This is a genomic window from Nocardia sp. NBC_00403 (genome assembly GCF_036046055.1).
Taxonomy (GTDB): domain Bacteria; phylum Actinomycetota; class Actinomycetes; order Mycobacteriales; family Mycobacteriaceae; genus Nocardia.
On the sequence record NZ_CP107939.1, the window covers coordinates 7038564 to 7051370 of the forward strand.

At 67.5% G+C, this 12807-nt stretch carries 11 protein-coding genes and 2 tRNA genes; 5 read left to right on the plus strand and 8 right to left on the minus strand.

The window, feature by feature from the left end; all coding sequences use genetic code 11:
* Nucleotides 1-13 precede the first annotated feature (13 nt).
* Nucleotides 14-87: transfer RNA gene (locus OHQ90_RS31555), tRNA-Arg, on the plus strand.
* A 4-nt stretch (nucleotides 88-91) separates the two neighbouring features.
* Nucleotides 92-162: transfer RNA gene (locus tag OHQ90_RS31560), tRNA-Gln, on the plus strand.
* A 94-nt stretch (nucleotides 163-256) separates the two neighbouring features.
* Here the strand turns inward: OHQ90_RS31560 and OHQ90_RS31565 are convergent.
* The gene (locus OHQ90_RS31565) at nucleotides 257-2842 is read right to left on the minus strand and encodes an FtsK/SpoIIIE family DNA translocase (protein WP_328403717.1); all 2586 of its coding nucleotides are present in this window, start codon (nucleotides 2840-2842) and stop codon (nucleotides 257-259) included.
* A 157-nt stretch (nucleotides 2843-2999) separates the two neighbouring features.
* Complete coding sequence (locus OHQ90_RS31570) at nucleotides 3000-3623, minus strand: TIGR03085 family metal-binding protein (RefSeq protein ID WP_328403719.1); 624 nt, start codon at nucleotides 3621-3623, stop codon at nucleotides 3000-3002.
* 259 nt (nucleotides 3624-3882) lie between these two features.
* On the opposite strand from OHQ90_RS31570, the gene OHQ90_RS31575 reads away from it, so the two are divergent.
* Together OHQ90_RS31575 and OHQ90_RS31580 are read left to right on the plus strand one after the other, a co-directional pair.
* Complete coding sequence (locus tag OHQ90_RS31575; RefSeq protein ID WP_328403721.1) at nucleotides 3883-4251, plus strand: DUF4189 domain-containing protein; 369 nt, start codon at nucleotides 3883-3885, stop codon at nucleotides 4249-4251.
* Nucleotides 4252-4314: 63 nt separating this feature from the next.
* Nucleotides 4315-4866 (plus strand): hypothetical protein, encoded by a 552-nt coding sequence (locus tag OHQ90_RS31580; RefSeq protein WP_328403723.1) that lies wholly within the window; start codon nucleotides 4315-4317, stop codon nucleotides 4864-4866.
* Nucleotides 4867-4927: 61 nt separating this feature from the next.
* Here OHQ90_RS31580 and OHQ90_RS31585 read toward each other — a convergent pair whose 3' ends face one another.
* A complete protein-coding gene (locus OHQ90_RS31585; protein ID WP_328403725.1) occupies nucleotides 4928-7003 on the minus strand; it encodes a ribonuclease J in 2076 nt (691 codons plus the stop codon).
* The gene (dapA, locus tag OHQ90_RS31590) at nucleotides 7000-7908 is read right to left on the minus strand and encodes a 4-hydroxy-tetrahydrodipicolinate synthase (protein ID WP_328403727.1); all 909 of its coding nucleotides are present in this window, start codon (nucleotides 7906-7908) and stop codon (nucleotides 7000-7002) included. Before dapA ends, OHQ90_RS31585 begins: the two co-directional genes overlap by 4 nt.
* Nucleotides 7909-8055: 147 nt before the next feature.
* Here dapA and OHQ90_RS31595 point away from each other — a divergent pair, with 147 nt between their 5' ends.
* Complete coding sequence (locus tag OHQ90_RS31595) at nucleotides 8056-8508, plus strand: hypothetical protein (protein WP_328403729.1); 453 nt, start codon at nucleotides 8056-8058, stop codon at nucleotides 8506-8508.
* Here the strand turns inward: OHQ90_RS31595 and OHQ90_RS31600 are convergent, their stop codons facing one another.
* From OHQ90_RS31600 to OHQ90_RS31615, 4 genes are read right to left on the minus strand one after another with little or no spacing between them, the layout of a single operon-like run.
* Entirely contained in the window at nucleotides 8509-9708 is a 1200-nt protein-coding gene (locus tag OHQ90_RS31600; protein ID WP_328403731.1) for a winged helix-turn-helix domain-containing protein, read from the minus strand.
* 51 nt (nucleotides 9709-9759) lie between these two features.
* Nucleotides 9760-10779, minus strand: a complete 1020-nt coding sequence (locus OHQ90_RS31605; protein ID WP_328403733.1) for a hypothetical protein — start codon at nucleotides 10777-10779, stop codon at nucleotides 9760-9762.
* On the minus strand, nucleotides 10772-12094 hold the full coding sequence (locus tag OHQ90_RS31610; RefSeq protein ID WP_328403735.1) for a sensor histidine kinase: 1323 nt from the start codon (nucleotides 12092-12094) through the stop codon (nucleotides 10772-10774). The genes OHQ90_RS31605 and OHQ90_RS31610 overlap by 8 nt, the downstream gene beginning before the upstream one ends.
* The gene (locus OHQ90_RS31615; RefSeq protein WP_328403737.1) at nucleotides 12058-12783 is read right to left on the minus strand and encodes a DNA-binding response regulator; all 726 of its coding nucleotides are present in this window, start codon (nucleotides 12781-12783) and stop codon (nucleotides 12058-12060) included. The genes OHQ90_RS31610 and OHQ90_RS31615 overlap by 37 nt, the downstream gene beginning before the upstream one ends.
* Nucleotides 12784-12807 lie beyond the last annotated feature (24 nt).

The window sequence follows — 12807 nt, forward strand, 5'->3', positions numbered from 1 at the left end:
TAGGCGGGTGAGCGCGCTCGTAGCTCAAATGGATGGAGCACCGGCATACGAAGCCGGCGGCTGGAGGTTCGAGTCCTCCCGAGCGCACTGATGGAGTGCGGTGTAACGGCTGCACAGCGGTCTCTGAAACCGTCGGTTCAGGTTCGAATCCTGGCACTCCAGCTGTTGATTCACTCCACACGGCTCATGCAGGATGCCGTCGGGCTCTCATAAGGCCCGATCGCGTGGTTCGACTCCACGATGAGCTACTACCGTCTCACTCCGCGTCGGTGCTGTCGGGCACCTCGCCGCCACCACGGATCGACCACAGCAGACCATCCAACTCGTCGGGCTTGATGAGGACGTCGCGGGCCTTCGAGCCTTCGCTCGGGCCGACCACGCCACGGGTTTCCATCAGGTCCATCAGCCGGCCTGCCTTCGCGAAGCCGACGCGCAATTTGCGCTGCAGCATCGAGGTGGAGCCGAATTGGGATGTCACCACGAGTTCTACGGCCTGGATGAAGACGTCGAGGTCGTCGCCGATGTCGGGGTCGACATCCTTCTTCTCGCCTGCCTTCGCGGCGGTGACACCCTCCTGGTATTCGGGTTCTGCCTGGTTCTTGGCGAAATCGACGACGGCATGGATTTCCTCGTCGCTGATGAAAGCGCCCTGCAACCGGGTCGGCTTGCCCGCGCCCATCGGCAGGAAAAGGCCATCGCCCATGCCGATCAGCTTTTCCGCGCCGGGCTGGTCGAGGATGACTCGGGAGTCGGTGAGCGAAGACGTGGCAAAGGCGAGACGGGAGGGCACATTCGTCTTGATCAGGCCGGTCACCACGTCCACCGACGGCCGCTGCGTGGCAAGCACCAGGTGAATGCCTGCGGCGCGGGCCTTCTGGGTGATCCGCACGATCGCGTCCTCGACGTCGCGCGGCGCGGTCATCATCAAGTCCGCGAGCTCATCGACGATGGCGAGAATGTACGGATAAGGACGGTAGACCCGTTCGCTGCCCAGCGGCGCGGTGATCGCACCTGACTTCACCTTCTTGTTGAAGTCGTCGATGTGGCGAACCTTGTTGGCCTGCATGTCCTGATACCGCTGCTCCATCTCTTCCACCAACCAGGCCAGCGCGGCAGCGGCCTTCTTGGGTTGGGTGATGATGGGCGTAATCAGGTGCGGAATACCCTCATAGGGGGTGAGTTCCACCATTTTCGGGTCGATGAGGATCATTCGGACCTCGTCGGGAGTGGCCCGCCCGAGCAGCGAGACCAGCATCGAGTTCACAAAGCTCGATTTACCGGAACCGGTGGAGCCTGCCACCAGCAGGTGCGGCATCTTCGCGAGGTTGGCCGAGACGAAATCGCCTTCGATGTTCTTGCCGAGCCCGATCACCAAGGGGTGGTGGTCATTTCGGGTCGAGGGTGCTTTGAGCACATCGGCCAGGCGAACCAGTTCGCGGTCGGCATTGGGGACCTCGATGCCGACGGCGGATTTGCCGGGGATGGGGGCGAGCAGTCGAACGTTCTCCGTCGCAACGGCGTAGGCGATATTGCGGGTCAGCGCGGTGATCTTTTCGACCTTGACGCCGGGCCCGAGTTCGACCTCGTAGCGGGTGACCGTCGGACCACGCACGAATCCGGTGACCGCCGCGTCGATCTTGAATTGCACCAGCACCTCGGTGATCGCCTCGATCATCGATTCGTTGGCGGCGCTGCGCTTCTTGGGCGGATCACCGTCGGTCAGCAGGGTGAGCGGCGGCAACACATAGTCGCCCTCGATCTCGCGATCAGCGATCAGTTCCATCTGCTTCGGCGGAGGTGGTGTCTGATCGGCCACCTTGGCCGGCCGCTTCTTCGGTTTGGGCAGCTCCTCGGGCGGCTCGACCGCAATCGGTTTGGCGTCGCGCAGCGGCGGCTCGCCGAGCACTTCGGTGACCGCGTCGGCATTACCGAATTCATCGGGCGGATAGTTCTCGACCGGGGTCCGTCCGCGTCGCGTCGACGCGCCGGCACGATGCAGTGGAAAGCCGTCCGCGTCGTATTCGGCCGGGTCGTAGTCGCCGTCGTACTCACCGTATTCGTCGCCACCGGTGCCGATGCCGAAGTAATCCCGCAGCCGGTCGGGCACCTCGCGCACGGTGGTGCCGGTCAGCAGGAGCACGCCGAAGACGCTGGCCAGCAATAGAATCGGCACCGAGAGCCACGCGGTGAGCCCGTTGGTGAGCGGGCCGCCCATCACGAAACCGACGAAACCCGCAGCGCGGGAGCGGCCGTGCGCATCGGCAGGCGATCCGGCGGCGATATGCCAGAGGCCGAGGATGGGCAACCCGGCCAGCATTCCGCCGAGCACCAGACGCGGCCGAATCTCCGGCTTCGCCTCGGTGCGCATCAGCACGATGGCGATAGCGGTGGCCACGAAAGGCAGTCCGGCCGAAGCGGATCCGGAGACCGCGCGGATGGCTTCCTCGACCCAGTGCCCGACCGGGCCGCCCGCCGACAGCCAGACTGCCGCCGCGATCACCGCGCTCAGCGCGATGAGGGCGAGGGCAATGCCGTCGCGGCGATGGCCGTGTTCGATCTCGCCCGCCCGGCTGATCGTGCGAGTGGTGGCGCCGAGACCCCGCGCCAGCATGGTCCAGCCGCTAGTGATGCCACGGCTGATCACCGCGAGCGGCGCAGTGTCGGACTTGCGAGGGGCCGGGCGGCGGGTGGCCGTGCCGCGGCGACGTGGAGTGGGGGCGGTGCCGCGCGGGGTGGCGGCTCCGCGCGGTGTTGCCGAGCGGGACCGTGCCGTGGTGGTCCTCCCCCGGGCCGATCCCGCCCGCGCACGAGAGGTCGTGGAGCTGCGGGACTTACCTGCCATGACCTCAGGCTAGCCGCAAACGCCCCATCCGGACCATCCGCAACACTGGTATCGGCCGTCTCAACCCTGCCGAATCATACGGAAGCCCAGGTCGCACCCGCCGCCGTCGAGCTCGCTTCGCACCCGAATCGCCGCGCGTGTGTCGAGCGTGCTGCGGCTACACCGAGCGATCGAGGGCCAGCACGGCGCGCACATCGCCCGGTGCGCCGGCGGTCTCGAGGCGAACTTCGTCGCGACCGAAGGCATGCAGCAGCAATTCCGAAGGCTTGCCGGTCAATGTCACTTCGGCCTCGGATTGCGTGTGCACAACCGCCCGGTCGCCGTCCGGCGTCGCGAGCACGACGGTGACCGTCGCTTTCCGATATGCCATTCGTGCCATCTTGCGCAGCAGCGACCACAGCCGCGCCTCGTCGGCATCCGACAGCGTGCGCGGTTCCCACCCCGGCGCACTACGGCGCACATCTTCATGGTGGACGAACATCTCGGACAGGTTGGCGACGGCATCGACCGGGCGCAGGGGTGACCACCACGGCGGTCCGGTGCGAACCTCCTCCAGCAGCTCCTGGAACGGCTTGCGCGCAGTCTTTGCCTGCACATTGTCGAGATACCCGGCAAACGGTTTCAGCATGATCCCCGGTGCCGCGTCGGGGCGGCGCTCACGAACCACCAAGTGCGCAGCCAGCTCTCGCACGGTCCACTTCCCACAAAGGGTGGGTGCGTCCGGTCCCACGGCGGACATCGTCTCGACCAGCGCCCGACGCTCCCGTTGTGCCATGCTCACGTGCTCGAACATAGTCGATCGGCTGAGGCATCGACATTGCCGCACAATAAGTTATCGAAGTTGCGCCCTGGCTTTCGCTCGGCAACACTGTCCACCGCACGCCCGGTGCGGGGAGCCGTAATTCCCCCGGCATCGCCCGGCGCCGAGTGGATCCGACGGCCGCGCCCCGAATTCTCGGGTAGCGCTCGAGGCCTCGGCTCTGTAGCTTGTCACTCGGTCCATCGGGTCGTGGACCTGTGAGCAAGAAGGGGATTCACCTGTGAAGAAATTCGTCACCGGTGCCGCCATCATGGCGGCAACGGTTGGATCTGTGCTGGCCACCGCGGCTCCCGCGCAAGCCGCGTACGGGTACTACGGCGCCATTGCCGTCTCCAACGACGGGGACTACGCGATCTCGAACAACTACGGCAGCTACTCGGCCGCGGAGAATTCCGCCGTGTCGGCCTGTGGCTACGGTTGCTCGGTGCTGATCTCGTGGACCAACGGCTGCGGTGTCCTCGCCAGCTCGTCGTCGCAGTGGAGCGCATCCGCTCGCGCCAGCTACTCCGCCGCCAAATCGGCCGCGTTGAGCCGGGTGCCCGGCGGCTATGTCGTGGACTGGCGCTGCACCAGCGGCTACTCGCTGTAACTCCGACACCCACCTCCGTCGGGTCCGTACAGGTCCGCGACAACTCATTCCAGGGGAAATTTAGTGAAGCACAGAACAATTCGAGCGGCGGTCGCGGTCGTACTCGCGACGGCGGCACTCGGCCTCACCGCGTGCACCTCCGACAAGGACTCATCGTCGGGCTCCAGCACGCCGACCTCGGCGCCGGGCAAGTTCGAGAGCGGTAAGAGCGGCGAGGGCACCGCGGAGGGATCCGCGAAGACCACGACGCCGCCGAACCTGGCGAAGCCGGCCGTCGGTCTGCTCAACGAGCGCATCACCAAGGCGTTCGACCCGAGCGTCAGCAGCGAGGAAAAGATCAGCTGGGTGCAGGACGCCGAGCGCGATCCCCAGCTGGTCGACAAGCTCGTCGAGGCCGCAAAGGCACAGAACGTCAAGGTGGAGATCACCGGCGTGCAGGAGCCAAAGGACGGCAAGCTGAAGGCCGACGCAAAGGTCACCATCAACGGTGAACCGGTGCAGAACGCCTTCGTCGAGTTCGTCGCCGAGGGTGACCAGTGGAAGGTCTCCCACCAGTTCACCTGCAACGTCGTGAAGTCGGCGAAGCTGGATTCGGCTGCCTGCCAAGCCAAGTAAGCTTCCACAACATACAAAAACCGCCGGATGATGTCACCATCATCCGGCGGTTTTCTGTGTGCTAGACCCCGATGACGGTGGGCACGATCATCGGGCGGCGGCGGTAGACGTCGGCCACCCAACGCCCGACCACGCGGCGCACGCTCTGCGCGATGCGATGCGTGTCGGTGACGCCCTCGCCTGCCAGCCGCAACAGTTCGGCCTCGACCAGTTCCGCGGCGTCGGTGAGGGCGGTCGGGTCGTCGGAGAACCCGCGGCCACTCACCTCAGGAGTGCTGACCGCCTTGCCGGTCGACGAGTCGACTGCGACGGTGATCGAGATGAACCCGCCCTCGCCGAGCACCAGCCGGTCCGACAGGGTCGATTCGCCGACATCGCCGACCGAAAGACCATCGACGTAGACGTGCCCGACCGGAACCCGTCCGACGATCGAGGCGATCCCGTCGACCAGGTCGACCACGACGCCGTCCTCGGCGAGCACGACTCGGTCCTCCGGCACGCCGGTAGCAATGGCCAGTGCGGCGTTGGCACGCAAATGCCGCCATTCCCCGTGCACCGGCATGGCGTTGGTCGGCCGGACCGCGTTGTACAGGTACAGCAGTTCGCCCGCGGAGGCGTGTCCGGAGACGTGGACCTTCGCGTTCTGCTGGGTGATCACCGTGGCGCCGAGCCTGGCCAGGCCGTTGACCACGGCGAAGACCGAGTTCTCGTTGCCCGGGATGAGCGAGGAGGCCAGCACAACCAAGTCGTCCTGACGGATGTTGATCTGTCGGTGTTCGCCGCGCGCCATCCGCGACAGCGCTGAGAGCGGCTCACCCTGCGAGCCGGTCGAGATCAGCACCAGCCGGTCCCCTGGCAGGGTCGCAGCGACATCGAGATCGACCACGACGGAGTCCGGGACCGTCAGGTACCCGAGATCCTGGGCGATCTCCATATTGCGGACCATCGAGCGCCCGACGAAGCACACTCGCCGCCCATATTTCTGCGCGACATCGACGACCTGCTGGATGCGGTGCACATGGCTGGCGAACGACGCGACGATCACGCGGTTGCGTGCCTTGCCGATCACCGTGTCCAGAACGCCGCCGATCTCGCGTTCCGGCGTGACGAAACCGGGCACCTCGGCATTGGTGGAGTCGACGAGGAACAGGTCGACGCCCTCGTCGCCGAGGCGAGAGAACCCGGCCAGGTCGGTGAGGCGACCGTCGAGGGGCAGCTGGTCGAGCTTGATATCGCCCGTGTGCAGCACGACGCCGGCGGGGGTGCGAATGGCCACCGCGATGGCATCCGGGATCGAGTGGTTGACCGCGAAGTACTCACACTCGAACGGACCGTGTGTGGTGCGCTCACCCTCGGCGACCTCGGTGAGCTTCGGACGCTGACGGTGCTCCTTGCACTTGGCGGCGACCAGCGCGAGGGTGAACTTCGAGCCGATGACCGGGATGTCGGGCCGCAGCCGTAGCAGGAAGGGCACCGCGCCGATGTGGTCCTCGTGGCCGTGGGTGAGCACCACGGCCACGACATCGTCGATCCGGTCCTCGATGGGCCGGAAGTCGGGCAGGATCAGGTCGACGCCGGGCTGCTGGTCCTCGGGGAACAGCACACCGCAGTCGACGATCAGCAGCTTGCCGCCGTACTCGAATACGGTCATGTTGCGGCCGATTTCACCGATGCCGCCAAGGGCGAAGACACGCAGACCGTTCTTGGGCAACTTCGGCGGTGCACCCAGGCGATCGGCGATGGGGCGATCGACCGGGCGGGCGGGAGCCTGTTCGGCGCGACCCCGGCCGGACTGCTGGCGGGCACGTCCCGGCTTCTTCGCAGGCGCTTGCTGCTCGCCGGCAGCGGACTTCTTGGCCGCGGTTCTCTTGGCGGGCGTCTTGTCCGGTGCGGCCTGCTTGGCACGCCGGGCGCCGGATTGCGTTGTGCCCGCGGTCTGCACGGTGCTCGCGGCCTGTCCGGCCGTCTCGAACTGCGCCGCAGCGGCGGCCTCGACCATGCTGTCGAGCTCCACCGGGCTGTCCTGTGGAGCCGGCTGCGCAGCGCGCTTGGCCGGGGCGGGGGCGGGGGCGGGGGCGGGGGCGCCCGCGGCACGGGAAGCGGTCCGGCGGGGACGGCGTGCTAGTGGTTCGCTCATCCGAGCACCCCGGCAATCTGCAGGTCAGCGGACAGCTCGTCGAGCTGTTCGGCGGTGGGCATCAGCTGTGGCAACCGTGGCTCCCCTACGTTTACGCCGAGCAATCGCAGCCCGGCTTTGCTCATGGCGACACCACCGAGCCGGGACATCGCCGCGTTCAACGGCAACAGACTGACGTTGATCTCCCTGGCACGCACCACGTCGCCCGCGGCCCATGCGTCGCTCAGCGCGCGCAGCCGTTCAGGCACGAGATGCCCGATGACGCTGATGAATCCGACGGCGCCGACCGACAGCCAGGGCAGGTTCAGCGAGTCGTCGCCGGAGTAGAAGGCCAGATCAGTCGTGGCGATCAGGTCCGCGCCCGCGTTCAGGTCACCCTTGGCGTCCTTCACCGCGACGATGCGCGGGTGCTCGGCGAGCTTGCGGATGGTGTCGGTGGCGATGGGGATCACCGAGCGCGGCGGAATGTCGTACAGCGTGACCGGCAGGTCGGTGGCGTCGGCGACGGCGGTGAAGTGAGCAAGCAGGCCGGCCTGGGTGGGACGCGAGTAGTACGGGGTCACCACCAGGAGACCATGGGCGCCTGCCCGCTGCGCGTTGCGCGCGAGTTCGATGGAATGCGCGGTGTCGTAGGTGCCCGCACCTGCGATCACGGTGGCACGGTCGCCGACGGCATCGACAACGGCACGCAGCAGATCGGCCTTCTCGGATTCGGTGGTGGTGGGCGATTCACCGGTGGTGCCGGAGATCGCGAGCAGATCGACGCCGCGCTCGACCAGACGGGCCGCCAGCGCAACGCCGGCATCGACATCGAGCTTGCCCTCGGCACTGAAGGGGGTCACCATCGCGACACCTACTGTGCCGGACGCGCGCAGCTCCGTTGGCGTCGATTCACCGTTCGTCATGGTCAGAAAGGCTACCCGCTCCAGGGAACGCCCTCGACACCCTGACCGCCGATCGGACTGCCCGTGCGAGTGATTCACCTCTTACCGCACAGCGATGGCGTCAGCCTGCGCCTTGTATGACATCACCAATGGCGTCACACTGATGTCATGGACCTCAACAAGTACACCACCCGGCTGCGTGACGACCTGATCGCCGCCGCCGCGCTAGGCGACGAAAAAACCCAGGCCACCGCCGCCGCACTGGCCGCGGCCGCGGAAAGCGCGACCCGGCTGGCGCTGCTCGCGGCGCTGTCGGACCTGGCCGCCGAGGTCAGCACTGCGCTCGGCGACCGCACCGTGCACGTCTCCGTGGACGGCACCGACGCCAGCGTGGATGTGCGCAAGAACTCCGCGACCACCGCCGACCACGACCATCCGAGCTTCGAAGAAATGACCGGCGACATCAGCCGCGTCACGCTACGACTGGTCGAGCAACTGAAATCGCGCGCCGAAGAGGCGGCCGCACAGAGCAATATGTCGCTCAACTCGTGGCTGTCGGGCGTCGTATCGGGCGCGCTGCGTGATCAGATGCGCGGTTACGGGCCCAAGCGCGACGTCTGATCACAACAGTGGGGCGAGGTCCCCGCGGTCACCGATCACCACTTTGTCCAGCTCCAGCCAGTCCGCCATCTCACGCAGTGCCTCGGTGAGCGCGGCCACCGTCTCCGGTGTGCGGTAACCGGGCTCGGCGAACGCGCCGGGAACGAGCAGCCGCCCGGTCGCGCGCTCGGCGCGCAGGTCGACCCGGCCGACGAGTTCACCGTTGAGCAGGAACGGGAAGACGTAGTAGCCGTGCACCCGTTTGGGTTCCGGTGTGTAGATCTCGATCCGATAGTGGAAGTCGAAGAGCCGTTCGGTGCGCGCCCGGAAGAAGATCAGCGGATCGAACGGGCACAGCAGGGCCGCGCCCTCGATCCGGCGCGGTGTCGCGGCGCCGACGCGCAGGTAGGCGGGTTTGTCCCAGCCCGCGACCTCGACCTGTTCCAGTTCCCCCGCGTCCACCAACTCGGCGATGGCCGGTTCGGTCTGGGTGCGATGGGTCCGGTAGTAGTCGCGCAGATCGGCCTCGGTCGCGACACCGAGCGCGGTTGCCGCGCGCCGCGTCAGCTCGCGGATCGCCTCTTCCTCGGATACGTTGCGCGCCAAGACTTCCGGCGGAATCACCCGCTCCACCAGATCGTAATGCCGGGCGAAGCCGACCCGTTTGTCCACCGACAGCGAGCCCTTGGCGAAGAGCTGCTCGCAGATCATTTTCGTATCGCTGAGATTCCACCAGGAACCCTTGGGGCGTGGCTTGTCCAGTTCCAGGTGGCGCTCCACCTCCCCGGCAGTCGCCGCACCGACCTCGGTGATGACATCCAGGATGTCCCTGCCGAGGGTGGGATTGCGTTCCACCGCCCGCCTCATGCCCTCCCAGCGACCGTGGTCGTATTTCGCCATCCGCCACCGCATCAACGGCCAGTCCTCGACCGGGATCAAAGCCGCCTCGTGCGCCCAGTACTCGACGAGTTTGCGCGGCCGTCGCACCCCGTTGCTCCAGGCGGCCTCGTCCAGCAGTGCGCGGTCGTAGTCGCCGATCCGGCTGAACACCGGCGCATAGTGTGCGCGCACCACCGCGGACACCGAATCCAGTTGCAGCAGTTGTGTTCTGCCCAGCACATCGAGCACCGTCCGGCGGGTCGGCGCGACCGGTTTGCGCCTGCCGAACCCCTGCGCGGCCAACGCTGTTCGTCGCGCCGCCGCCGCACTCATCTTCCGCATGACCGGCACTTTGCCACGACGGTCCGACAAGCGCCGCCGGGCCCGCCGCGGTCACGTCGACACCGACACCTCTCCCGCGGTGTCGATCTCGGTGCGCCGATCGCGCTCCGGCGCATTCGCGAGCACCGTGGCCAGGATCCGACGGCCCATCGGCAGCACGCGCACGGTCACCGAGCCCGCATTGGCCGCGTCCAATTCCTTGGTCGCCGACTCGATGACCTGCTGGCGCACCCAGCGCGGCACACCGGCGAAGCCACCGTCGTCGAGCAACACCACCTCGACGCCGCGAGAGCGGGCGCCGCGGGCGGCGCTGCTCAGCTCGTCGGTCACCAACTGTGGCGCGCGCAGCCCGTCGCGCAATTCGGCCTCCAGCAGCCTGCATTGTTCGCGCTCGGCCGCGCTGAGCTCGGCCCCGCCCGCGATGCGTTCGAGGATCGGACGCGCGACCTTGTCGAGCTTGGCCAGCTGTCGATCCCGCTCGCCGTTCTCCGCGGCCATGGTCGCCTCCGCCGCCGCGCGCATGGTCGCTTCTTCCCGCAGCAAACGCAGCGATCGCTGCATCGGGCGCATGATCGCCGCGCCGATCGAGATCCCGGCCACCGTCGCCACCGGCACCACCGATCCGACCACCACACCGACGCGCGCACCGGTCATCACACCCACGACGGCGATCACCGCCGCGATCCCGCCGACGCCGAGCCAGGCCGCACCCAACCGGCCGCGCAGCACCAGCACCGCGAGGACGTAGGACGACGCGAACGGTGTCCACACCGGTTTGGTCAGCCCGTGGTCGACGTCGATGATGGTCAGCACGGTCGCCACCGGTCCGGCGGTTGCTACGAACACGGTGGCCGGCCACGGCAGCGGGTCGACCGGAATCACCAGCACCAGCACACCGGCCACGAGCATGATCAGCAGTGCGGAGAGCCCGGATATCGGCGCGGAGTCGGACAGATTCCGCAGCATGTACAGCACTATGGTGACTTCGAAAATGAGCAGGAAAAGCCACGCCCAGCGGTCCCGCAGGCCGAGCAGATCGCGCAGCCCGAATTCGGTGTGGGTGTCAGCCATCGCCACCCCACACCAGCGTCACCGTAGTTCCTTCTCCCGGTTGGGATTCCACGAATCCGGCCCCACCGGCCAGCTGCCGCATCCGACCGAGGATGCTGACCGCAATGCCGAGCCGATCGACGGGCACCCGGTCCAGATCGAAACCGGCGCCGTCGTCACGGAACACCACACGGATGCCACCCGCGCTCACCGTGACGGTGACCGCCCGCTGCACCGACCGGCCCTGCGCCGTCGCGTGGCGCAGGCTGTTGCGCACGGCCTCGGTGAGCGCGGCGGCGATGGTGCCCGCAGCGTCTACCGGCAACCGCAAATCGTCGAGTCCGGCCCAACGCCGCGCGGTGAATCGGACGCCCGGATTCACCTCGTGCACCGCAGAGCGCAGGAAGCCGATCACCGATTGCGCGTCGAGGTGATCGGGTTCGCTGTCGCCGCAACGGCATTCGTCGAGCTGGTCGAGGGTGCGCTCCGCCTGCTGGCGCAGCACTGGTGACTCGGTGCCGCCGCGGGACGCATCGAGCAAGGTCGACAGCACCGCATCGTGGATCAGGGCGGCGAATCGTGCCTGCTCACGATCCCGGGCCGCGGCGCCCGCCACGGCTGCGGCACGCTTGCTCGCGAGCATTGATTCCCGGTCGACGCGGGCCGCCGATGCGAGCGCAAAGGTGGAGCCCCATAGGAACATCGCACACAGTCCTACGGCCCGTGCGAAGTCACCGATCAGCGACAAGGTGGTCCCGCCCGCCACGACGGCACGATTCGCCAGCGCTGCATCCGCTGCTGCGACAATCAGATAGACGACCGACAGCGGCGGCCGCCACGCCAAGGCGGCCGCAAGCACACCGAGCGCAAGCACCCGATACACCCACACCGTGGACGGGTCCGAGGTGGGCTCGGCGTAGGCGAGCGGGATAGCCGCCATGGCCGCAAGGAAACTCACCGCCGCGAGACCGGCGACCGTGCGAATCACCCGCCTGCCCCGCCCGAGCGATACCGCGGCGAGCACCGGAAACCAGCCGAGCGCAAGGACCACGGTCAACACGGTCCAGCCACCTGAGACGAATCGGCTCTGGTCGGCGATGTCGGGCAGCTCTACCACCGCGACGATCAACCCGCCCAGGCCGATGGCCAGGCCGAGTCTGCGCAGAATGCAGTCGGCCGTCGGCTCGGCATGGTTTTCTTCGGACACTGCCGCAACGCGACGGCGCCAACGACTCGACCGGAAACGGTCGAGTGTCACGGAGTCCGCGGCAGCAGGGGTGTCCAGCATGCTGGACGCGGTCATGCGCGCGATTGCCGCTCGGGAACCGGTAGCCATCCATCCTCCACCGCCCGCTTGTACAGATCGGTTTTGGTGGGGGCCGGACGCCCGGCATCGGCATACTTCTGCCGGATCCGACCGAGATAGTCGTTCACCGTCTGCTCCGAGAGACCGGTCAGCCGCGCCACCCGGGAGGCTTTCTCGCCGGAGGCATACAGGGTGAGCACCTCCTCTTGACGCGGGCTCAAGCCCACGTCGGACAGTTGCGGGTCGCCGTCGATGGCCGCAGCCCAGTCAGTGGTTACCACTTGCTCGCCGGAGGCCGCCCTGCGCACTGCCGCGACCACAGTCGGCACGTCCTCGGACTTGCGCACGACGCCGAGCACGCCGGCCTTCGCGGCCGCGCGCACCAGAAAGGCGTTGTCCGCACCGGTGAACACCAGGACCTCGATCCCGCGGTCACGCAGTGCATGCACATTGTCCTCGGGCGAGGACCCGTCGGCCAGCCGCAGGTCGAGCACCACCAAGTCCAGCGCGGACTCTGTGGTGGGCACCGGCGGTGTCGCGCTATCGGACGCCGCGCTCACCGCGGCGGCCAGCAGTTCCGACACGGTTCCCGCGGTCAGCACCAGATCGAGATCCGGTTCCGGTGCCAGCATTGCGGCGAGCCCGATCGCGACCGACTCGTGGTCTTCGACGAGACCAATCCGTCGCGGCGCACGCTCGCCACCTTCGACACAGGTCACCTCGAACTCCCATCCCGAGCAACT